This window comes from Sulfitobacter dubius (assembly GCF_027214245.1).
Taxonomy (GTDB): domain Bacteria; phylum Pseudomonadota; class Alphaproteobacteria; order Rhodobacterales; family Rhodobacteraceae; genus Sulfitobacter; species Sulfitobacter dubius_A.
Map to the genome: position 1 here is coordinate 756,638 of NZ_JAPWHM010000001.1, position 20,299 is coordinate 776,936.

The following is a 20,299-nucleotide window of genomic DNA, read 5'->3' on the forward strand; positions in this document are numbered from 1 at the left end:
CCCAGTGGGCGCAACGCGCTGACTGGGGGCGATCCCGACGCCATGCCGGGACCGGAAGGCAATGCTTCCGGAGATTGAGGGGCGTTTACGCGCTGGCGCGGCGTGAGTCAAGCCGCGTGGAAGAGGCGACAGAAGGCTGCCAAACGCAAACCGCGCCCCGGGTGAGGGGGCGCGGCAAAGTCTTTGGATGGAACCGGCTTAGGCCGCGTCGCGCAGCGCGTCGATCTGGGCGTTGGCACGGGCGATGGTGCCTTCGGCGTCAATGGCCAACTGGTCTGCTGCGACAAAGGTCACATCGGTGATGCCCAAGAAACCCAGCACGAAGCGCAGATAGCCGCTGGCGAAATCGGCGGCGGAATCGATGCCCGTCCCGCCAGAGGCGAAGGCGACGATGACGCGCTTGTTCTCCAGCAGGCCAATGGGGCCTTCTGCGGTGTAGTTAAAGGTCACGCCGACGCGGGCGATCAGGTCGATCCACGCTTTTAGCGAGGCGGGGATGGTGAAGTTATAAATCGGCGCGCTGATGACGATGGTATCGGCGGCCTGCACTTCGGCGACCAGTTCGTCTGACAGGGCGAGGGCTTCTTGATCCAGCGCTGTGCGCTCTTCGGCGGGCTTTACACGGGCGCTGGCCCATGTGGAATCGATCAGCGGCAGCGGTTCGGTGGCGATGTCGCGGGTCACCACGTCACTGTCGCCGAGAGTGGAAATGATGCGGTCTGTCAGCTTGCGGGTGACAGAGTTTTCGCGGTTCACGGAAGTTTCGATGCGCAGAGTGGCCATGATGCTGGTCCTTGTTCCAAGGTAAATCTGATGACATGGAATTGACCATTGCGCTCACGAACGCAACTGCCAGAATGAGCGTGACCATGTTCGTAAATGCACAAGTCGGGAAGGCAGGGTGAGTGAATGGACAATTGGGATGAGATCAGGACGGCCTATCAGGTTGCGCAGCTCGGCACGGTAAGCGGCGCGGCCGAGGTACTGGGAGTCCACCATGCGACGGTGATCCGTCATATCGACGCGCTGGAAGGGCGGCTGGGGGTTAAGCTGTTTCAGCGCCACGCCAGCGGCTACACGGCGACCGAGGCGGGCGAGGATCTGCTGCGGGTGGCGCGGGCCACGGACGATCAGTTCAGCCAATTGGCCGGGCGGATCAAGGGGCGCGGCAGTGATGTGTCTGGCGAATTGGTGATCACATCGCTTGATTTCCTTGCCCCGCAACTGGCGCCATTGTTGACTGAGTTCCAGCGCCAGAACCCTGAGTTGGTCGTGCGTTACCTGATCGGAGATCGCCTGTTCCGGCTGGAGTATGGCGAGGCGCATGTCGCAATCCGCGCCGGGGCCGCGCCGGACCAGCCGGACAATGTGGTGCAGCCCTATGCGCAACTGGCGGTCGGGGCTTATGCGAGCCGGGATTATGTGGCGCAATTCGGCATTCCGCAGGGGCCGGAGGACTACCACAAACACCGCTTCATCGCTGCTGATAACCGCGACAGCCGCGCGCCCTATCACAAGTGGCTATGGGCCACGGTGCCAGAGGAAAGCGTGACGTGGCGCAGCACCAGCGGCGCGGCGATGGAGGCGGCGCTGCGGGCCGGGGCAGGGATCGGTGGGCTGCCCGCCGCCATGGGTCGCAATGATCCGCAGTTGGTCGAGATTCATGCCCCGCGCCCGGATTGGAGCAGTGCCCTGTGGTTGGTCACCCATGTTGATCTGCACCGGACCAGCAAGGTGCAGGCGGTGCTGCGGTTCCTGAAGGAACATGCCGAGGATGCGGTCACATGTCCCGAATAAGCGCTTCGGCGCAGGGGCATCTGGCGATGCTTTGTTTTTCGGCGCTGGTGGCGGGGTCATTCTCGCTTGGGGCGCAGGTGGCGAATGAGATCACCCCGACGGCTCTCAATGCCGTTCGGTTCGCCTTGGCCACGGTATTGGTTGGCGCACTGGCGTGGGGGCGGGGCGATATCAACCGGGCAGGCTTTGCAGCACCTTGGCGCTATTTCGTGTTGGCTGGGCTCTTTACACTTTATTTCGTGCTAATGTTCGAAGGGCTCAAGACGGCGCCCCCGGTGGCTGCGGCGGCTGTATTTACCCTTGTCCCGGTCATGGCGGCGGGCTTTGCATGGGCTTTGATGCGGCAGATCATGACGCCGCGCATGGCGCTGGCATTGGCGATCGGTGGGGCCGGGGCTCTTTGGGTGATCTTTCGCGGCGACCTCGCGGCGCTGTTGGCGTTCGACATTGGCCGGGGGGAGGCGATCTATTTCGTCGGTTGCATCAGCCACGCGCTTTATACGCCGATGGTGCGGCGGCTGAACCGGGGCGAAAGCGCGGTGATGTTCACCTTTGGCACGCTGTTGGCGGGGACAGTGCTGCTGGGGCTCTACGGTTGGCAAGATATCCGCGCGACGGATTGGGGTGCGCTTCGCCCCTTGGTCTGGATCACGATCCTATACGTTGCGGTCTTTGCCACGGCGGCCACGGTGGTTCTGTTGCAATTCGCAGCGCTGCGCCTGCCCTCGGCGAAAGTGATGGCCTATACCTATCTTACACCAAGCTGGGTGATCCTATGGGAATTGGGCTTTGGCAATGCCCTGCCGGGTGGAATGGTCTGGGGTGGCGTTCTACTGACCATTCTGGCGCTATACCTGCTGCTGCGCGACGACAGCGCGGAAAAATCACAAAAATTCAAAAAGATGCAGATTTGATGGAACCGGAGCGCGTGATCCCGCGTTGGGGCGTGAAATCAAAGTGAAGGACACAACCATGCGTAGTATTATTTACCTGATCGGGTTGATCGTAGTGGTATTGGCTATTTTGCGTTTTGCATTCGGCGTCATCTGACCGTCGATTGATCCTCCCCTTGTCTTATTTACCTCGTGGCAAGGGGGGATCACTCTCTCTACTCAGACCCTGAGCGCGCCACGCCTTCCGCAGTCTCAGGCAGTTCGATTTCCAAAAATCGTTCGAAGGCATCAAGGTTCACTGGCTCAAACTGCCCGAACCCCTGCATCCAAACCGACGCATTCCGCAAAGCATCCGGTTCCAGTTTGCACCATTTCACCCGCCCCCGCTTTTCCTGACTGATCAGCCCTGCTGCCGTCAGCACGCCCAAGTGTTTTGAGATCGCGGCAAGCGACATCTCAAATGGCTCGGCCACATCCGTCACGGCCATGTCATCCTCCAGCAACATGGCGAGGATGGCACGACGCGTGGGGTCGGCAAGGGCAGCAAACACCTGATCTAAGTCTTGGGTCATGAGCCTGCATAGCGCGGGCTATGGAAGGGGGGAAGCGGGCATTGTGCGTAACTTAACCATTGAGTTGAATAAGGCTGGGGCGCAGTTTTGCTGGCATTTCAGCGCCGCATTGCAAGTCTTGCGCGGGGCCTGTCCATTTAAGGCATTGAATTTGCTCTATATGTCGCGTTGTCTATCGCGGTTGACTCTAACCCGCCCTGACAGTAGCACCGCAGCAGATATTCCTAAGGGGATTTTGGTGTGACCAGCCCGGACCAACGGCAGCAGATGGAGCAGCTTGAGGCCAAACTGGCAGCTGCGAAACAACGCGGCGCACCCAAGCCTCGAGCGGATGAGCATTATTCTCAGGCCAATATGGCATGGCGGATGGTGATCGAACTTGTGGCCGGTCTTGGGATCGGTTTCGGCATCGGATACGGGCTTGATGTGCTCTTTGGCACGCTGCCCATCTTCATGGTGCTATTTGTAATGCTGGGCCTTGCGGCGGGGGTAAAGACGATGCTCCGCACCGCTGAGGAAATCCAGGACAAACAACAGGCCGAACCGGCCGAACAGGATACGCCCCATTCGGGCAAGGACGAGGGAGCCTGAGATGGCAACAGAGACAAACGGCGCTGAAACAGGCGGTCTGGAATTCCACCCGATGGACCAGTTCATCGTATCGCCGCTCTTTAGCGATGATGCTTCCGTTGCTTGGTACACCATCACCAACGCGACCTTCTGGATGGCGCTGGCGGTTCTGGCCACTTTCGCGATGCTCGTTCTAGGCAGCGCGCGCCGCTCGGTCGTTCCGGGCCGGATGCAATCGGTTGCCGAACTGGCTTACGGCTTCATCCACAAGATGGTCGAGGACATCTGCGGCAAAGAAGGGCTGAAGTTCTTCCCCTATATCATGACCCTTTTCATGTTCATCGTCATGGCGAACTTCCTTGGACTGATCCCAACAGCCTTTACCCCCACCGCGCATTTCTCGGTGACCGTGGTGCTGGCGCTGGCGGTGTTCATCACCGTGACCGTCGTGGGCTTCGTCAAAAATGGCGCAGCTTTCCTGAGCCTCTTCTGGGTTTCCTCGGCCCCTCTGGCGCTGCGCCCGGTGCTGGCGATCATCGAATTGATCAGCTACTTCGTGCGCCCTGTTAGCCACTCCATTCGTTTGGCTGGTAACGTTATGGCGGGCCACGCGGTTATCAAAGTTTTCGCCGGTTTCGCTGCCATCGCAGTGATCTCTCCGGTGTCGGTGCTCGCGATTACCGCGATGTACGGTCTCGAAGTGCTGGTGGCCTTTATCCAGGCCTATGTCTTTACCATTCTGACATGCGTGTACCTCAAGGATGCGCTGCACCCCGCACACTAACAACCCCAACAACGGCGGGGCTTCCCGTCAAAGTTTTAACTTCCAATCGTAAGGAGATACCCCAATGGAAGGTCAACTCGCACATATCGGCGCAGGCATCGCAGGTCTCGGCACGGGCATCGCAGCCCTGGGTGTCGGCAACGTTGCCGCCAACTTCCTGTCCGGCGCACTGCGCAACCCATCGGCAGCCGCAAGCCAGACAGCGACCCTGTTCATCGGCATCGCGTTTGCAGAAGCTCTGGGGATCTTCTCGTTCCTCGTCGCTCTGCTGCTGATGTTCGCTGTCTAAGCTCTCGGAACTGTAATCCTTACGAGCGGGCAGGCGCGCATCGCCGTGTCTGCCCGGCTGTAACGGCAAAGTTTCCAAGGAGAAGCCACGATGGCAACTGTAACAACCAGCGACGGGCTGGCCGACGCGACCGGCATTGCGACCCATGCTGCCGAAACGCCAGGCATGCCGCAGCTGAACTTTGATCACTGGGGCAACCAGATTTTCTGGCTGATCCTCGCGCTGATCGCCACCTACCTGATCCTGTCGCGCGTGGCTCTGCCTCGTATCGGTGCGGTTCTGGCTGAACGCCAAGGGACCATCACCAATGACATCGCGGCTGCCGAAGACCTTAAGGTCAAGGCACAGGAAGCCGAAGCCGCCTATGACAAGGCCCTGATCGACGCCCGTGCCGAGGCACAGCAGATCGTGGCCCAGGCCAAGGCGGACATGCAGGCTGATCTGGATGCCGAAATGGCCAAGGCCGATGCCGAGATTGCCGCGCAAGTGGCAGAATCGGAAAAAGCCATCGCCGAAATTCGCGCGGGCGCCATGGACAACGTACAAGCCGTTGCCAAGGACACCGCAGAAGCGCTTGTTGCCGCCCTTGGTGGCACGGCAGATGCTGCAACCGTTGATGCCGCCGTCGATGCGCGGATGAAAGGATAAGCCATGACCAAATCCATGCGCCTGACACTTTCGACCCTGCTCGCCGGTCTTGCGGCTTCGCCTGCTTTTGCGGCCACCGGACCTTTCTTCTCGCTGCGCAACACCGATTTCATCGTGTTGCTGGCCTTCCTGCTGTTCCTCGGGATCCTGATTTACTTCAAGGTGCCAACGCTTTTGATCGGCATGCTCGACAAACGCGCCGACGGCATCAAGACCGAGCTGGAAGAAGCCCGCGCCCTGCGTGAAGAAGCGCAGACTTTGCTCGCCTCCTATGAGCGCAAGCAGAAAGAGGTGCAGGACCAAGCGGATCGCATCGTGTCTTCCGCCAAGGAAGATGCCCGCCTTGCTGCCGAACAGGCACGGGCGGATATGGCCAAATCGCTTGAGCGTCGCATGGCCGCCGCGAAGGACCAGATCAGCTCGGCCGAGGCCGCCGCTGTGAAGGAAGTCCGCGACCAAGCCGTGACGATCGCTGTGGCCGCTGCGCGCGATGTGATTGCCAAGCAGATGACCGCCGCACAGGGCAACAAGCTAATCGACGATGGCATCGCCCAAGTCGAAGCCAAGCTGCACTAAGCCAGCGCCCCATCGAATTTTGAAAGCCCCGGTTTTGCCGGGGCTTTTTCTTTTGCGTTAGGCTTTTATTAACCCAAACTGCGACAGGCTCAAACCATGCGTTTGCTCCTTAACATTGTGGTGGTGATTGGTCTTGCGGCCTGTACGGCGCCTAGTCGGGACTTCAGAGGTCTTCCGGCCTGTACGGCGCCTAGTCGGGACTTCAGAGGTCTTCCGGCCCAACGCATCACCGTGGAGGGTTCGGTGTTCGATGTGCGCGTTCGGGAGGAGCGGGCGGAAGCGGTGCGGGTGAACACCCAATACGCGCCGCGCTTTGGCCCCATCCGCGCGCGGGCAGGACGTGCGATGGCACAGGCGAGCGGTTGTGAGGTGAAAGAGGTCTTGGGCGATCAGGCGCTGGCCGTTGGCGTGTTGGATTGCGACTAGAGGGCGCTTGCTATGGCTGAGGCGGGACACCGGGCTGTGATTTGGATGGCTCAGGAAGACGACACGCGCCGATCCGGGGGGGCTGGCGGAGGGCAGTCTCGAACATGGCCGGGAGACGACAATATCTTGTGGATAACCGCCGATCGCCCCCTGTCCCTTGGGGCTTTTGATTGACTCGGACCCGTGCCAAACGGCAAGTTCGCCGCTCAGGCAAGAATCAATCACGGCAGGGCAAACTTGCGTTTTTCCAAACTCAGACTAACCGGCTTCAAAAGCTTCGTGGACCCGACGGACCTCGTCATTTCAGACGGGCTGACCGGGGTCGTTGGGCCGAACGGCTGTGGCAAATCCAACCTGCTCGAAGCCTTGCGGTGGGTCATGGGCGAAAACCGCCCGACCGCCATGCGGGGCGGCGGCATGGAAGACGTGATCTTTGCCGGGGCCGCCTCGCGCCCGGCGCGTAACTTTGCCGAAGTGGCGCTGCATCTCGACAACAGCGACCGGCTGGCGCCTGCGGGCTTTAACGAACAAGACGCGCTTGAGATCGTACGCCGCATCACCCGCGATGTCGGCAGCGCCTATAAGGTGAACGGCAAGGATGTCCGGGCGCGGGATGTGCAGATGCTCTTCGCCGATGCCTCCACCGGGGCGCATAGCCCGGCGCTGGTCCGGCAAGGGCAGATTGCAGAACTGATCAACGCCAAGCCGAAAAGCCGCCGTCGCATTCTGGAAGAGGCTGCGGGGATCTCCGGGCTCTACCAGCGCCGTCATGAGGCCGAGTTGAAGCTCAACGGGGCCGAACAGAACCTCGCCCGTGTTGATGATGTGGTTGAACAATTGGCCGCTCAATTGGCCACGCTGGCCCGGCAAGCGCGGCAGGCCGCGAAGTACCGCGAGATTGGCGAAGCGCTGCGCCGCGCCGAGGGCTTGTTGCTCTACCGCCGCTGGCGCGAAGCGGACGAGGCGCGCGGCAAGGCCGAGGATGACCTGCGCGCCCGTGGTATCGCCACAGCAGAGGCCGAAGCACAGGTGCGGCGCGTGGCCGAAGGGCGCGAGGAGGCCGAGGCCGCTTTGCCCGCCTTGCGTGAGGAAGAAGCGATTGCGACCGCGATTCTGCAACGTCTCACCACGCAGCGCGACACGCTGGCCGATCAAGAAACCCGTGCCGCGTCATTGATCGAAACCCTGACCAGCCGCATCGCCCAGTTGACCCGTGATATCGAGCGGGAAGGCGGGTTGAACCGCGACGCGGAAGAAACGATCGAGCGTCTCGAAAGGGAAGCGTCCGAGCTTGCCACAGCCGATGAGGGGCACGACAGCGCCCTTGAGGCGGCGGCAGAGGCCGCGCGCGAGGCAGCGGAAGTCTTGCAGACCCGCGAGGCGGACCTTTCCCAGCAGACCGAAGATGTCGCCCGTCTGGCGGCGCGGCACAGCTCGGCCGAACGTCTGCTTCAGGACAGCCGCAAAACGCTAGAGAAGTCGGAAGCCGAAGCCCGCAAGGCCCGCGATGCAGTCGCTCAAAGCCAAGCGACCCTCGACAAAGCTGGTGTAGATTTCGCAGCGGCCCAGCAAGCCGAGGCGAGCGTCGTCACGGCCTCAGCCGCCGCGGATGCGGCTCTTTTGGCTGCGGAAGAAACCCGCGCCGACACGCAGTCGCGCGAAGCCGATGCCCGTGCAGAGCGGTCCGAGGCCGAGGGCGAGGCCAATGCGCTGCGCGCAGAGGTGGGCGCGCTGGCAAAGCTGGTTGAGCGCGACACGGCGGAAGGCGGGCAGATCCTTGACCGGTTGCAGGTTGAACACGGATTTGAAAAGGCACTTGGCGCGGCTTTGGCCGATGACCTGCGCGCGCCGGAAGTTGCTACCGATCGTCCCTCCGGCTGGTCGATCTTGCCGAGCTACCCAAAGGCGCAACCGTTGCCCGTAGGGGCGACGCCGCTAACGCAGCATGTCACGGTCCCAAAGGTGCTGGAACGCCGCATGGGCCAGATCGGGCTGGTGGACCCTGAGGCGGGCGCGCAGCTTCAGGCGCAGCTGCTGCCCGGGCAACGGCTGGTCTCGGCAGAGGGTGATCTTTGGCGGTGGGACGGGTTCCGCGCCATGGCCGAGGATGCGCCATCGGCTGCGGCCCTGCGCCTGCAGCAGTTGAACCGATTGGAAGTTCTGAAACAAGCGCTGGAACAGGTGAGCGAATGTGCCGATGTGGCACGGGCCGCGCATGAAGCCCTGCAGCAGCAGTTGGCCGAGCAGGCCGAGGCCGACAAACGCGCCCGCGAAGCGCGGCGCGACGCGGATCGACAGGTGGCCGAAGCGGGCCGTGCCCTGAGCCGGGCGGAGGCGGATCGCAACCTTGCTCAAAGCCGTCTGGAATCCCTTGGCCTTGCCGTGAAGCGCCATGAGGAGGCCGCGATTACTGCCCGGGCCGAAGTGATGGACGCCGAACGTACCTTGGCGGGTTTGGACGATCTTGCCGCTGCCCGTGCGACTGTCGACGATATCCGCATGACGGTCGAAGCGTCCCGGATCACGATGATGTCGCGCCGCTCGGCCTATGACGAATTGCGCCGCGAAGGCGAAGCCCGCAGACGCCGGGTGCAAGAGGTCTCGAAAGAGGTCAGCGGCTGGCGGCACCGGTTGGAGACAGCGGGCAAGCGCACCGCCGAATTGGTCGAGCGTAAAGCCGCCTCCGAAGCGGAGTTGGCCGAGGCGGGTGCCGTACCGTCGGAAATCGCGGCGAAGCGGGAAGAGTTGTCAGGTGCGATCACCGCAGCCGAAACGCGACGCACCCATGCGACCGACACGCTGGCCGCCGCAGAAGCTGCGCTGAAGGCGGCGACGGATGCCGAACGCGACGCGGAACGGCAGGCCTCGGACGCGCGGGAGGCCCGCGCCTGGGCCGAGGCGCGCAGCGATGCCGCGCGCGAAACGGTGACCCATGCGGCGGACCGCATTCAGGACGAGCGGCAAGTCACGCCCGAGACCCTGCGCGATGCGCTGGACATCGAGGCGGATAAGACCCCGCCGGTGGACGCGCTGGAAGAGGACGTGAACCGTTACAAAAGGCAGCGAGATTCCTTGGGCGCGGTGAACCTGCGCGCCGAGGATGACGCCAAAGAGATACGCGAAGAGCACGGCGCGCTGCTGACCGAGAAGGCCGATCTGGAAGAGGCGATCAAGACCCTGCGCAGCGGCATCGCGGGCCTCAACCGGGAGGGGCGGGAGCGGCTGCTGACGGCCTTTGAGCAGGTGAACGCGAACTTCTCTATGCTGTTTACCCACCTCTTTGGTGGCGGCGAGGCGAACCTCGTGATGGTCGAAAGCGATGATCCATTAGAAGCCGGGTTGGAAATTCTGTGTCAACCGCCGGGCAAGAAGCTGAGTACCCTGAGCCTGCTGTCGGGCGGGGAGCAGACCTTGACCGCGATGGCGCTGATCTTTGCCGTGTTCCTGGCCAATCCGGCGCCGATCTGTGTGCTGGATGAGGTCGACGCGCCGCTTGATGACGCAAATGTGACCAGATTCTGCGATCTGCTGGATGAGATGTGCCGTCAAACCGATACGCGGTTCCTGATCATCACTCACCATGCGGTGACGATGGCGCGGATGGACCGGCTCTTTGGGGTGACCATGGCGGAGCAGGGGGTTAGCCAGTTGGTCTCTGTCGATCTTAAGAAAGCGGAAACGCTGGTCGCGTAAAGGTGGGAGACGCCGGTTGCGAGGACCGGCCCTTAAAGCGTGCGCGCATCAAGTTACCGCGAGGTTGCGTGCTGCCGTAAAGCTGTTGCAAGCCGCCTGGGCGAGGCCGTAGTTAGCGTGGACAGAGAGCCGCGATCAGCTTTTACGCGACACTGTGACGCCAGAGACGTCCTCAATAAACGTTAGAATTCGGGCCTTTACCGCATCATCCTTGATGGAACCGATGGCATTCACGATCTCAAGGGAGGGGTCATTGTTGTTCTCGGGGTGGCCGTCGTCCAGCCCTTCGAAGAAATAGCCGGGGGTCACATTCAGTATCCGGGCAAGCTCGTGCAGGCGGCTGGCGGCAATCCGGTTGGAGCCGATTTCATACTTCTGGATCTGCTGAAACGACAGTTTGAGTTCACGCGCCACATCGGTCTGGGATTGCCTTCGCAGGGTGCGGGCCTGCTTGAGTCGGCGACCGACGTGAACGTCTACGGGGTGGGACATAGATCAATACCTCTGGTTGAGTACTATACATTCACTACCCGCAATGTGTTGATGATCAATTGCCTAGATATGGCCCTTTTGGATTAACGGATTTACCTTGGCTGGATGGATTATGTTGCGTTGCCGGATGATTCATGTACCATCCGTTGCCTATGAACCAACATATGTCCGATATTGAGCCGGTCGCACCCGTGCCCACGACCCCGCAAAAGGACCCTGCGCCGGCCCTTTTGTTCGAGATGATACGCTCGTTCGTGACCTTGGCGCATACGCTGAACCTCAGCCATGCGGTCGCCCAACTGGGCAGTACCCGGCAAACGGTTCGGCGACATATCCAGCAATTGGAAGAGACGATGGGCGCGCCGCTGTTCACAATTGAGAACCGGCGCTATTCCCTGACCAAGGTCGGCGTGGAAGCACTGCCCGAAGCGCGCGATATCATTGATCGGGGCAAGTTGTGGCTGGATGGCAAGACGCGCCATGCCGACGGGATGCTGCGCCTCTCGCACGAAGAGCCGAACGGGTGGAGTTTTCACCAGCAACAGCAGCCCTTGTCGCTGATCTGGGATGGGGGCTCCGCGATGATGCAGGCCGCGCTTCAGGCGTGGTGCATGAGCCGGGGAGAGTTGGAGAGCGAAGCCTTTCGCGCCATGCGCCCCTATGTGCTGGTGTATCGCGACTCGCCCAATGGATGGATCTGTACCGAAGTGGGGGAGAAATCGTTCTACACGCAGTGGTGGGGCTGGACCAACGCGCGCAGCAGCATCGGACGGCCGCTGAAGCTGTTTCCGGGCGGGCCTGAGTTTGAGAATATGCTGAACTTCCCCTTTCGGGAGGTGGAGGCGACCTGTGGCGTTCGGTTGGACGAGGTGGTTACCCAAATCCCGCGCGAAGAGGGCGGCCAGCCGGTGCCATTGGCCTACAAACGCCTGCTGATGGCCGGGCGGTATCCAGACAAAAGCTTTGCCCTGATCGCGGCGGTGGACCGGTCGACCTCGGTAAATATCGCCGGTGTGGATGACAGCTTCCTGCGCGAGATGCCGTTGGACGCAAAGGTAACATTCGGGGGCTGACGAACTTCAAAGGCAAAATGTAAAAAGGGCCGCCCATCAAGGCGGCCCTTTCTGTTTTGGACGTTAACGCAGAGGCTTAGCTGATCGCTGCGGCTTTCACATCGTCGTCGATATAGGGCAGGTATTGTTCAAAGTTGTCCGAGAACATCTTAACCAGTTTGGCTGCCTGACGGTCATAGGATTCGGGATCGTCCCATGTGCGGCGCGGGTCGAGCAGGATGTCGGCGACGCCGTTGACCGAAACCGGAACGTCGAAGCCAAAGTTCGGGTCTTTGCGGTATTCAGCCTCTGCCAGTCGCCCTTCAAGCGCCGCGCTCAACAAAGCGCGGGTGGCTTTGATCGGCATCCGCGAGCCGGTGCCGTACGCGCCGCCGGTCCAGCCGGTGTTGACCAGCCAGCAGGTGGCACCATGCTGGGCGATCTTCTCGCGCAGGAGGTTGCCGTAGACCTCGGGGCGGCGCGGCATGAAGGGAGCGCCGAAACAGGTGGAGAATGTGGGCTCAGGCTCGGTCACGCCACGCTCGGTGCCCGCGACTTTGGAGGTGAAGCCCGACAGGAAGTGGTACATCGCCTGCGCCGGGCTGAGCCGCGCAATCGGAGGCAGCACACCGAAGGCATCGCAGGTCAGCATGATGATGTTCTTGGGGTGGCCGCCGACGGCCTTCTCGCTGGCGTTGGAAATATAGTGCAGCGGGTAGGCGGCGCGCATGTTGGCCGTGAGCGAGTCGTCATCGAAGTCCAGCTCGAAGGTATCGGGATCGAAGACCATATTTTCGATCACGGTGCCGAACTTGGAGGTTGTCGCGTAGATTTCCGGCTCTGCCTCGGGGTTGAGGTTGATGGTCTTGGCATAGCAGCCGCCTTCGAAGTTGAAGGTGCCGTTGTCGGACCAGCCGTGCTCATCGTCGCCGATCAACGTGCGCTCTGGATCGGCGGAGAGCGTGGTCTTGCCCGTGCCCGACAGACCAAAGAAAACGGCCGTATCAACGGGGTTTCCGTTGGCATGGTTGGCGGAGCAGTGCATCGGCATGATGCCCTTTTCCGGCAGCAGGTAGTTCAGCAGGGTAAAGACCGACTTTTTGTTCTCGCCCGCGTATTCAGTGCCGCCGATGAGGATCATCTTGCGGTCGAAGTTCATCGCGATAACGGTCTCGCTGCGGCAATTGTGCTTGGCCGGATCGGCCTGGAAGCTGGGGCAGTTGATGACGGTGAAATCGGCGGTGAAGTCCTGCAGCGCTTCGGCATCGGGGCGGCGCAGCATGGTGCGGATGAAGAGGCCGTGCCATGCCAGTTCCGTCACTATCCGCACGTTGATCGCGTGCTTGGGGTCTGCCCCACCAACGAGGTCTTGGACGAAGTAGTCTTTGCCCTGCATATGGGCGATCATATCTTGATAGAGCGCGTCAAACCCTTCGGGCGACATCTCGGCGTTGTTTTCCCACCAGATGCTGTCGGCCACGCTGTCGGTTTTGACCACATGTTTATCTTTGGGCGACCGGCCTGTGAACTTGCCGGTGGTCACCAGAAAGGCACCGCCTTTGCCAAGGCTGCCTTCGCCCCGTTTCAATGCCGCCTCGACCAGCGCAGGCTCGGTCAGGTTGTAATAGACATCGCCGAGCCCGCTGATCTGTTGATCTTCGAGGCTGAACTGCGGGTTTACCCGTCCAAATGTCATATGATGTCTCCTGTGGTAGCGCGTGAGTAGCGCAGTACGTGTCCGAGCGGGCGCAATTGCCCTGGGCATCGGGGGCCTTGAGAGCCTCTTAACACGGGCGTTTTCAGGTTGAACAGGCAGCTTTGTCACAGTTAGCGCCATCATGTAAAACTTTGTTTCGAAGCGCTTAGATCCCGGCCCAAAGCGATGCGCACCACCCTGATCTTATCTTGGGTGAGAGCAATTAAAGTGCGGCAATTTAGCCATTCCTAACCAAATTATGACCGAATTGGTGCATCTCAAAGGCACGATTCGCACTTAAGGATTGATTCGATCTGTAATATTGGAGATCACTGACTCCAAAAATAAGAACGAATTGAGCAGCATAAGGAAGCAGGCAATGTCAAAGATTGCATTGGTAGACGATGACAGGAACATCCTGACATCTGTTTCGATGACTCTTGAAGCTGAAGGCTTCGAAGTGGAGACCTACAACGACGGTCAAGCCGCGTTGGACGCCTTCAACAAGAAACTGCCGGATATGGCAGTGCTGGACATCAAGATGCCCCGCATGGACGGCATGGATCTGCTGCAACGTTTGCGTCAGAAAACCGCGATGCCGGTGATCTTTTTGACCTCCAAAGATGATGAGATCGACGAGGTGCTGGGCCTGCGCATGGGGGCCGACGACTACGTCAAAAAGCCTTTCAGCCAACGCCTGCTGGTCGAGCGTATTCGCGCCCTTCTGCGCCGCCAAGACGCGGTAGAGACGAATGAGGTCGGCGATACCGAAGAGACCAAAGTGATGGAACGTGGCGATCTGCGGATGGATCCGCTGCGCCACGCGGTCAGCTGGAAGGGCAAGGACGTGTCCCTGACCGTGACCGAATTCCTGCTGTTGCAGGCTCTCGCGCAGCGCCCCGGTTTCGTGAAATCGCGCGACCAACTGATGGACGTGGCCTATGACGATCAGGTGTATGTGGATGACCGGACGATCGACAGCCACATCAAGCGCCTGCGCAAAAAGATGCGTAGCGCAGATGATGAATTTTCGGCGATCGAGACGCTTTACGGCATCGGCTATAGATATAACGAAGAGTAAACCCGGCGCTTAACGCGGGTCGAAAGGAAGCTTGTGCGGGACATGGCTGCTGGCAGGGACGGTGATGTTGTACTGGGGGACGATTGGGTCACTCCTGACAGTGCCGCGCCGGATGAAATTCGGGTCAAGCGCGAACGGCGGGGGCTATTCTCGCTCCGCTCCTCGCCGCTGACGCGCAAGATCATTACCTTTAATCTCATCGCGCTCAGCGTTCTGGTGGCGGGGATCCTCTACCTCAATTCGTCGCGCGACAGTCTGGCGCTGCAACGCGCCGCAGCGCTGGTGTCCGAGACTGAGCTGATCGCCGATGTGATCGAAGCGCAGCTTCCTGCAGGCGCGCCTGTGAACCTCACCACTGGCGATGGTGTCGACGTGGCCGCCACGCTTGAGGGGCTGGACCTGCGCGGCGGTATCGAAGTTTTCGTCTATGACCCGGCGGAAACGTTGGTGGCCCGCACCGCTGGCAGCCTGACCGTCGCCGAAGCCCTCGCCGCTTCCGAGGCGGGCGAGCGGACACTGCTGAACGACGGGTTGAACTGGCTTTGGGAGCGGGTCTCGGCCCCCTTCGGCACGGATGAGGTCACCGCCTCCCCACCGCTCGAAGAACAGCTGCGCGGCATGGTCGGCACCAGCGTGACCGGCGGCACCCGGCTGGAAGGGACGCTCGCCATCGAAGGTGGCACGCTGTTCAGCGTGGTGACCCCCATCATGCAGGGCGACACCCCCCTCGGCGTGGTCGCCGTGGCCAGCGCGGCGGGAGAGATTGACCGCCTTGTGCGCAGCGAACGTGAGCGCGTTTTGCAGATGTTTGTCATCGCCACACTGGTCTCTATCGGGCTCAGCCTCGTGCTGGCCTCGACCATTGCCAACCCGCTGGCAGATCTGTCCGCCGCCGCTGAGCTGGGGCGCGACAAGGATGCGCGCAAGATGAATCCCGGCCGCATTCGCATCCCCGACCTGACGGCGCGCCCCGACGAGATCGGCCGCCTGTCAGGCGCACTGCGCGGGATGGTTTCGGCGCTTTACAACCGGATCGACGGTAACGAACAATTCGCCGCCGATGTGGCCCATGAGATCAAGAACCCGCTCGCCTCTCTGCGATCTGCTGTTGGCACCCTGCGCATGGTCAAACGCGACGACCAGCGCGAGAAGCTGCTGGATGTGATTGAGCATGACGTGCGCCGCCTCGACCGGCTGGTCAGCGACATCTCTAACGCCTCGCGGCTTGATTCCGAACTGGTTAAGGAAGAGGAAGAACCCTTCGACCTGCTGCAAATGCTGGGCAATCTGGGCCAGTATCTGGGCGAGGATGCGAAATCCAAGGGCATCGACTTTATCACCGATCTGCCCGCCGCGCCGATCACCGTACATGGGCTTGAGGCCCGCTTGGCGCAGGTGTTTGTGAACCTTATCACCAACGCGATCTCTTTTTGCGAAGATGGCGATGCAATCCGGGTTTGGGCGCGCAAGCGTGCCAACCGGGTGCTGATCGTGGTCGAGGACACCGGCCCCGGCATTCCCGAGCAGGCGCTTGGCAAGATTTTCAAACGCTTCTATTCGCAGCGCCCGGAAGAGCATTTCGGCAATAACTCCGGTCTCGGCCTCGCGATTTCGAAACAGATCGTCGAAGCCCACGGTGGCGTGATCTGGGCCGAGAATATTCGCCCAACCGAAGCCGACATTACCTCCGAACCGCTCGGCGCGCGTTTCGTCGTGGGGCTGCCTACATAAAGCACGGGCGCGGGGCCTGATATGACACTCGAGCGCGAAAACCTCCACGCCAGCTGCGTGGCGATCAACGGGCGTGGGGTGCTGATCCTCGGCCCCTCGGGCGCGGGCAAATCGGCCCTTGCCTTGCAATTGATGGCCCTCGGCGCCAAGCTGGTGGCAGATGACCGAACCGATGTCACCCGCCATGGGGAGCAGGTGATCGCCAGCGTTCCTGACACGATCCGCGGCCTGATCGAAGCGCGCAACGTGGGCATCCTGCGGGTCGAAGATCACGGCCCCGTGCCCTTGGGCCTTGTCGTCGATCTGGCCTATACAGAACACCAGCGCCTTCCAGAGCGCCACAGCCATCTGATACTGGGTGTCACGTTGCCCTGTTTTCACAAATGCGATAGCGCTCATTTTGCGGCAGCAATTCATCTGTATATAGCAGGTGTGAAAGAACAGAATTGATCAGTCAGACCTCATCAACAGACCCCGCCACTCGGCGGTTGGTCCTGGTCACCGGCCCATCGGGCGCCGGACGCTCCTCTGCGCTCAACGTGCTGGAGGATGCGGGCTTTGAGGCGATCGACAATCTGCCGCTGCGTCTGCTGCCTGCGCTGCTCGACCGTCCCGGTGATGCGCAGTCGGTGGCCTTGGGCATCGACGCGCGCAACCGCGACTTCTCAACCGAAGGTGTGCTGGAACTGATGGGCCGCCTGTCGGCCGAGCAGGGGTGGAGCGCAGAGCTGCTTTATCTCGACTGTGCTCCCGATGTGCTGTTGCAGCGATTTTCCGAAACCCGCCGCCGCCACCCGCTGGCCCCCGCCGACCGCCCCGTTGACGGCATCACCCGCGAGCAAGAGCTGCTACACCCGATCCGCGCCCGCGCCGATGTGTTGATCGACACGACCACGCTCAACGTGCACGAGCTGCGCGCCGAGGTGGAGCAGTGGTTCGCCCCCGGCGGCCAGCGCCACCTCACGGTCTCGGTGCAGAGCTTCTCCTACAAACGCGGCCTGCCGCGCGGCGTCGATGTGGTGCATGACTGCCGTTTCCTTAGAAACCCCTATTGGGTGCCCGAATTGCGCAGTGGCGACGGGCGGGATGCAGCTGTCGCGGCCCATGTGGCAGGCGATAAACGCTACACAGATTTCGCCGACAAGGTGCTCGACCTTAGCCTGCTTTTACTGCCCGCTTACCGCGAAGAGGGCAAATCGCATATCTCCATCGCATTTGGCTGCACGGGCGGGCAACACCGCTCCGTCGCCATGGCGGAAGATCACGCTTTGCGCCTTGCAGAGCAGGGCTGGCAGGTGTCAATTAGGCACCGTGAGCTGGACCGTCAGCATCGTGAGGAAAACAAGCCGTGATCGGGATCGTCATCGTCGCACATGGGGGGCTGGCGCAAGAGTATCTTGCCGCCATCGAACATGTCGTGGGATCCCAATTCGGTGTCCGCGCCATCGCGATTGAGGCCGACCACGACCGCGCCGATAAAGAGCGCGAGATCTGCACCGCTGCCGATGCGGTGGATCAAGGCGCCGGCGTTGTGGTCGTCACCGATCTTTTTGGTGGATCACCCTCAAACCTCAGCCTCTTGGCGTGCCGCCCGGAAAACCGCCGGATCATCTACGGCGCGAACTTGCCAATGTTGATCAAACTCGCCAAATCGCGGCATATGGATGTGCCCGATGCCGTGCGTGCCGCACTCGAAGCTGGTAAGAAGTATATTGACAGCCAGAATGTCAGCGCAGGTTAGAAGGCCCCAGTACGTCATGCCCGAATTTTCTTTAAAGATCGTAAACGAAAAAGGCCTGCACGCGCGCGCCTCGGCCAAATTGGTCGAAGTGGTCGAGGCTTTCGATGCCCGCGCCGAAGTCAGCAAGGATGGCATGTCGGCCTCGGGCGACAGTATCATGGGGCTGTTGATGCTCGGCGCGTCCCGCGGCACCTCGATTGATGTCCAAACTTCCGGCCCCGATGCCGATGCCTTGGCCGACGCTTTGACCGCTCTCGTAGCGGATAAGTTCGGCGAAGGGTACTAAGCCCGCCGGGCGGGAAAAAGGATCCTCCGACCCCATGGATGACGCGCAAAAGCAGGCGGCCAAACCGGCCCAGACAGGTGACGGTACGGTGACCTTCACCAAATACGACCGCCGCAGCCTGTCTTATGCCTCGACCTTCGATGACCCATGGAAGGCGCGTGTGATCTCCGCGATGGAGCTTTTCACAGGCAAGCTCAAAATCCTGCGCTTGATCCGTAAGTTTGAGCAACGCGGCACCCCCTCGGGCCAAGCCTTCTGGCGCGCCGCACTCGACACGATGGGCATCGATCTCACCACCCCGCAAGAGCAGCTTGACCGCATCCCCAAAGAAGGGCCGGTCGTGGTTGTGGCGAACCACCCCCACGGCATGGTCGACGGCATGATTTTCGCCGATCTCATCGGCCGTGTGCGCCCCGACTACCGTATCCTCACCCGGTCGCTGCTCACGTCGATCGACGAGGTGGCCGGCAGCTACATGATCCCGGTGCCTTTCCCGCACGACCCGGATGCGCAGCGTAAAGGCGTTGAAATGCGCGCCAAAGCCATGGCCCACCTCAAAGACGGCGGCGTTGTGGCGCTTTTCCCCTCCGGCGTCGTTGCCGCATCGGAAAGCTGGTGGGGCCCCGCGGTCGAGGCGGAATGGAACGTTTTCACCGCCAAGATGATCCGCCGCTCTGGTGCGCAGGTGGTCCCGATGCGCTTCCCCGGCCAGAACAGCCGCGCCTATCAGATCGCGAACAAACTCAGCCCGATGCTGCGCCAAGGGTTGTTGCTGCATGAAATTGCCCACGCCTGCGACAAGCCCCAGGGACCGATCGTCGGCCATCCGCTTGCCCAAGAAGAGATCGACCGCTGGGCGGACGACCCGCGCGGCTTCATGGCTTGGCTCCGCGCCCACACTCTGGCGCTGACCAACTGATCTTCATCCTTTTAAAAATACCCGCGGGGGAATCGCGCCATTGGCGCGATGGGGGCAGGGCCCCCAATACCCTTACGGCTTAGCGCGTCGGTACCGGTGTCTCGCCCCGGTAATCATAGAAACCGCGCTGCGTTTTGCGGCCCAGCCACCCGGCTTCGACATATTTGGTCAGCAGCGGGCAGGGGCGGTATTTCGTATCGGCCAGCCCATCATGCAGCACGTTCATGATCGCCAGACAGGTGTCCAAACCGATAAAGTCCGCAAGCTCCAGAGGGCCCATCGGATGATTGGCCCCCAGCTTCATCGAACTGTCGATCGACTCGACATTGCCGACCCCTTCATAAAGCGTATAGACCGCCTCGTTAATCATCGGCATCAGGATGCGGTTCACGATAAAGGCTGGGAAATCCTCGGCCGAGGCGGCGGTTTTGCCCAAGCGGTCCACCACGGCTTTGCAGGCGTCATAGGTCTCCTTGTCCGTGGCGATGCCGCGGATTAGTTCGACCAATTGCATCACCGGCACGGGGTTCATGAAATGAAAACCCATGAATTTCTCGGGGCGGTCGGTGCGGCTGGCCAGACGGGTGATCGAGATCGAAGAGGTGTTCGAGGTCAGGATCGTTGTCGGTTTCAGATGCGGGATCAGGTCTTCGAAAATCGCCTGTTTCACCGTTTCCCGTTCCGTGGCGGCTTCGATCACCAGATCGCTCTGGCCCAGATCGCTCAGCGTCTGGGTCGTGGTGATGCGCGCCATGGCGGCGTCGCGCTCGGCGGCGGTGATCTTTTCGCGGCTGACTTGGCGGTCCATATTGCCGGTCACGGTTTTCATCGCTTTGGCCAGCGCATCGGCGCTGACATCGTTCAGCAGCACGTCGTAGCCCGCCAGCGCCATGACATGGGCGATCCCGTTGCCCATTTGCCCTGCTCCCACGATACCGATTTTCTGGATGTCCATGGCCTGTCCTTTGCTTGAGTTCGGCGCACAATAGGGCGCGTGGCGGGGGTGCCGCAAGGGCAGCTGTTTACGAAAACTTACGGCAAATTCGCCCGTTA

At 61.2% G+C, this 20,299-nt stretch carries 22 protein-coding genes; 17 read left to right on the top strand and 5 right to left on the bottom strand.

Going from position 1 to position 20,299, the window contains the following annotated elements; genetic code table 11:
- Positions 1-198: 198 nt before the first annotated feature.
- Positions 199-783: an FMN-dependent NADH-azoreductase gene (locus tag O4H31_RS03745; RefSeq protein WP_269342924.1), complete on the bottom strand. Its 585-nt coding sequence runs from the start codon at positions 781-783 to the stop codon at positions 199-201.
- Between the two features lie 126 nt (positions 784-909).
- On the opposite strand from O4H31_RS03745, the gene O4H31_RS03750 reads away from it, so the two are divergent.
- Both O4H31_RS03750 and O4H31_RS03755 read left to right on the top strand, forming a co-directional pair.
- Entirely contained in the window at positions 910-1,797 is an 888-nt protein-coding gene (locus O4H31_RS03750) for a LysR family transcriptional regulator (RefSeq protein WP_269342927.1), read from the top strand.
- Positions 1,785-2,711 carry a DMT family transporter gene (locus O4H31_RS03755; RefSeq protein WP_269342929.1) on the top strand — a complete coding sequence of 309 codons (927 nt, stop codon included), beginning with the start codon at positions 1,785-1,787 and terminating at the stop codon, positions 2,709-2,711. The genes O4H31_RS03750 and O4H31_RS03755 overlap by 13 nt, the downstream gene beginning before the upstream one ends.
- 194 nt (positions 2,712-2,905) lie before the next feature.
- Here the strand turns inward: O4H31_RS03755 and O4H31_RS03760 are convergent, their stop codons facing one another.
- The gene (locus tag O4H31_RS03760; protein ID WP_269342931.1) at positions 2,906-3,262 is read right to left on the bottom strand and encodes an ArsR/SmtB family transcription factor; all 357 of its coding nucleotides are present in this window, start codon (positions 3,260-3,262) and stop codon (positions 2,906-2,908) included.
- A gap of 240 nt (positions 3,263-3,502) precedes the next feature.
- On the opposite strand from O4H31_RS03760, the gene O4H31_RS03765 reads away from it, so the two are divergent.
- From O4H31_RS03765 to smc, 7 genes are all read left to right on the top strand, one after another.
- Positions 3,503-3,853, top strand: a complete 351-nt coding sequence (locus O4H31_RS03765; protein WP_243265862.1) for an AtpZ/AtpI family protein — start codon at positions 3,503-3,505, stop codon at positions 3,851-3,853.
- 1 nt (position 3,854) lies between these two features.
- Positions 3,855-4,616, top strand: a complete 762-nt coding sequence (locus tag O4H31_RS03770) for a F0F1 ATP synthase subunit A (RefSeq protein ID WP_067627201.1) — start codon at positions 3,855-3,857, stop codon at positions 4,614-4,616.
- 64 nt (positions 4,617-4,680) lie between these two features.
- Positions 4,681-4,905, top strand: a complete 225-nt coding sequence (locus O4H31_RS03775) for a F0F1 ATP synthase subunit C (protein WP_007118046.1) — start codon at positions 4,681-4,683, stop codon at positions 4,903-4,905.
- Positions 4,906-4,995: 90 nt separating this feature from the next.
- On the top strand, positions 4,996-5,553 hold the full coding sequence (locus O4H31_RS03780) for a F0F1 ATP synthase subunit B' (RefSeq protein ID WP_269342938.1): 558 nt from the start codon (positions 4,996-4,998) through the stop codon (positions 5,551-5,553).
- A 15-nt stretch (positions 5,554-5,568) separates the two neighbouring features.
- A complete protein-coding gene (locus tag O4H31_RS03785) occupies positions 5,569-6,129 on the top strand; it encodes a F0F1 ATP synthase subunit B (protein ID WP_269343025.1) in 561 nt (186 codons plus the stop codon).
- Positions 6,130-6,372: 243 nt separating this feature from the next.
- Entirely contained in the window at positions 6,373-6,555 is a 183-nt protein-coding gene (locus tag O4H31_RS03790; RefSeq protein ID WP_269342940.1) for a hypothetical protein, read from the top strand.
- Between the two features lie 237 nt (positions 6,556-6,792).
- Positions 6,793-10,248 (top strand): chromosome segregation protein SMC, encoded by a 3,456-nt coding sequence (gene smc / locus O4H31_RS03795; protein ID WP_269342941.1) that lies wholly within the window; start codon positions 6,793-6,795, stop codon positions 10,246-10,248.
- A 135-nt stretch (positions 10,249-10,383) separates the two neighbouring features.
- Here smc and O4H31_RS03800 read toward each other — a convergent pair whose 3' ends face one another.
- On the bottom strand, positions 10,384-10,740 hold the full coding sequence (locus tag O4H31_RS03800; protein ID WP_269342943.1) for a helix-turn-helix domain-containing protein: 357 nt from the start codon (positions 10,738-10,740) through the stop codon (positions 10,384-10,386).
- A gap of 164 nt (positions 10,741-10,904) precedes the next feature.
- On the opposite strand from O4H31_RS03800, the gene O4H31_RS03805 reads away from it, so the two are divergent.
- Positions 10,905-11,813, top strand: coding sequence for a LysR family transcriptional regulator (locus O4H31_RS03805; RefSeq protein WP_269342945.1), 909 nt, complete (start codon positions 10,905-10,907; stop codon positions 11,811-11,813).
- A gap of 76 nt (positions 11,814-11,889) precedes the next feature.
- On the opposite strand, the gene O4H31_RS03810 is transcribed toward O4H31_RS03805, so the two are convergent.
- Positions 11,890-13,488 (bottom strand): phosphoenolpyruvate carboxykinase, encoded by a 1,599-nt coding sequence (locus O4H31_RS03810; protein WP_269342946.1) that lies wholly within the window; start codon positions 13,486-13,488, stop codon positions 11,890-11,892.
- A 379-nt stretch (positions 13,489-13,867) separates the two neighbouring features.
- Here O4H31_RS03810 and O4H31_RS03815 point away from each other — a divergent pair, with 379 nt between their 5' ends.
- Genes O4H31_RS03815 through O4H31_RS03845 form a run of 7 tightly spaced genes read left to right on the top strand, consistent with a single transcriptional unit; the run spans position 13,868 to position 19,246 of the window.
- On the top strand, positions 13,868-14,569 hold the full coding sequence (locus tag O4H31_RS03815; protein WP_067260621.1) for a response regulator transcription factor: 702 nt from the start codon (positions 13,868-13,870) through the stop codon (positions 14,567-14,569).
- Positions 14,570-14,611: 42 nt separating this feature from the next.
- The gene (locus O4H31_RS03820) at positions 14,612-16,300 is read left to right on the top strand and encodes a sensor histidine kinase (protein WP_269342952.1); all 1,689 of its coding nucleotides are present in this window, start codon (positions 14,612-14,614) and stop codon (positions 16,298-16,300) included.
- A gap of 21 nt (positions 16,301-16,321) precedes the next feature.
- On the top strand, positions 16,322-16,750 hold the full coding sequence (locus O4H31_RS03825) for an HPr kinase/phosphorylase (RefSeq protein WP_269342954.1): 429 nt from the start codon (positions 16,322-16,324) through the stop codon (positions 16,748-16,750).
- Entirely contained in the window at positions 16,747-17,652 is a 906-nt protein-coding gene (gene rapZ / locus O4H31_RS03830) for an RNase adapter RapZ (protein WP_120351890.1), read from the top strand. The genes O4H31_RS03825 and rapZ overlap by 4 nt, the downstream gene beginning before the upstream one ends.
- Positions 17,649-18,041 carry a PTS sugar transporter subunit IIA gene (locus O4H31_RS03835; protein ID WP_120351889.1) on the top strand — a complete coding sequence of 131 codons (393 nt, stop codon included), beginning with the start codon at positions 17,649-17,651 and terminating at the stop codon, positions 18,039-18,041. The genes rapZ and O4H31_RS03835 overlap by 4 nt, the downstream gene beginning before the upstream one ends.
- 16 nt (positions 18,042-18,057) lie before the next feature.
- The gene (locus O4H31_RS03840) at positions 18,058-18,327 is read left to right on the top strand and encodes an HPr family phosphocarrier protein (RefSeq protein WP_067623964.1); all 270 of its coding nucleotides are present in this window, start codon (positions 18,058-18,060) and stop codon (positions 18,325-18,327) included.
- 34 nt (positions 18,328-18,361) lie between these two features.
- A complete protein-coding gene (locus O4H31_RS03845; protein ID WP_269342959.1) occupies positions 18,362-19,246 on the top strand; it encodes a lysophospholipid acyltransferase family protein in 885 nt (294 codons plus the stop codon).
- Between the two features lie 79 nt (positions 19,247-19,325).
- On the opposite strand, the gene O4H31_RS03850 is transcribed toward O4H31_RS03845, so the two are convergent.
- A complete protein-coding gene (locus O4H31_RS03850; RefSeq protein WP_067623959.1) occupies positions 19,326-20,201 on the bottom strand; it encodes a 3-hydroxybutyryl-CoA dehydrogenase in 876 nt (291 codons plus the stop codon).
- Positions 20,202-20,299: the final 98 nt, after the last annotated feature.

Bases quoted from the DNA above. Each gene is read 5' to 3' on its own strand.
- O4H31_RS03755 (WP_269342929.1), top strand. From the start codon at position 1,785: ATGTCCCGAATAAGCGCTTCGGCGCAGGGGCATCTGGCGATGCTTTGT.
- O4H31_RS03800 (WP_269342943.1), bottom strand. From the start codon at position 10,740: ATGTCCCACCCCGTAGACGTTCACGTCGGTCGCCGACTCAAGCAGGCC.
- O4H31_RS03825 (WP_269342954.1), top strand. From the start codon at position 16,322: ATGACACTCGAGCGCGAAAACCTCCACGCCAGCTGCGTGGCGATCAAC.
- O4H31_RS03840 (WP_067623964.1), top strand. From the start codon at position 18,058: ATGCCCGAATTTTCTTTAAAGATCGTAAACGAAAAAGGCCTGCACGCG.
- O4H31_RS03775 (WP_007118046.1), top strand. From the start codon at position 4,681: ATGGAAGGTCAACTCGCACATATCGGCGCAGGCATCGCAGGTCTCGGC.
- O4H31_RS03815 (WP_067260621.1), top strand. From the start codon at position 13,868: ATGTCAAAGATTGCATTGGTAGACGATGACAGGAACATCCTGACATCT.
- O4H31_RS03780 (WP_269342938.1), top strand. From the start codon at position 4,996: ATGGCAACTGTAACAACCAGCGACGGGCTGGCCGACGCGACCGGCATT.
- O4H31_RS03845 (WP_269342959.1), top strand. From the start codon at position 18,362: ATGGATGACGCGCAAAAGCAGGCGGCCAAACCGGCCCAGACAGGTGAC.
- O4H31_RS03820 (WP_269342952.1), top strand. From the start codon at position 14,612: ATGGCTGCTGGCAGGGACGGTGATGTTGTACTGGGGGACGATTGGGTC.
- O4H31_RS03785 (WP_269343025.1), top strand. From the start codon at position 5,569: ATGCGCCTGACACTTTCGACCCTGCTCGCCGGTCTTGCGGCTTCGCCT.
- O4H31_RS03810 (WP_269342946.1), bottom strand. From the start codon at position 13,488: ATGACATTTGGACGGGTAAACCCGCAGTTCAGCCTCGAAGATCAACAG.
- O4H31_RS03770 (WP_067627201.1), top strand. From the start codon at position 3,855: ATGGCAACAGAGACAAACGGCGCTGAAACAGGCGGTCTGGAATTCCAC.
- O4H31_RS03760 (WP_269342931.1), bottom strand. From the start codon at position 3,262: ATGACCCAAGACTTAGATCAGGTGTTTGCTGCCCTTGCCGACCCCACG.
- O4H31_RS03750 (WP_269342927.1), top strand. From the start codon at position 910: ATGGACAATTGGGATGAGATCAGGACGGCCTATCAGGTTGCGCAGCTC.
- O4H31_RS03850 (WP_067623959.1), bottom strand. From the start codon at position 20,201: ATGGACATCCAGAAAATCGGTATCGTGGGAGCAGGGCAAATGGGCAAC.
- O4H31_RS03805 (WP_269342945.1), top strand. From the start codon at position 10,905: ATGTCCGATATTGAGCCGGTCGCACCCGTGCCCACGACCCCGCAAAAG.
- O4H31_RS03745 (WP_269342924.1), bottom strand. From the start codon at position 783: ATGGCCACTCTGCGCATCGAAACTTCCGTGAACCGCGAAAACTCTGTC.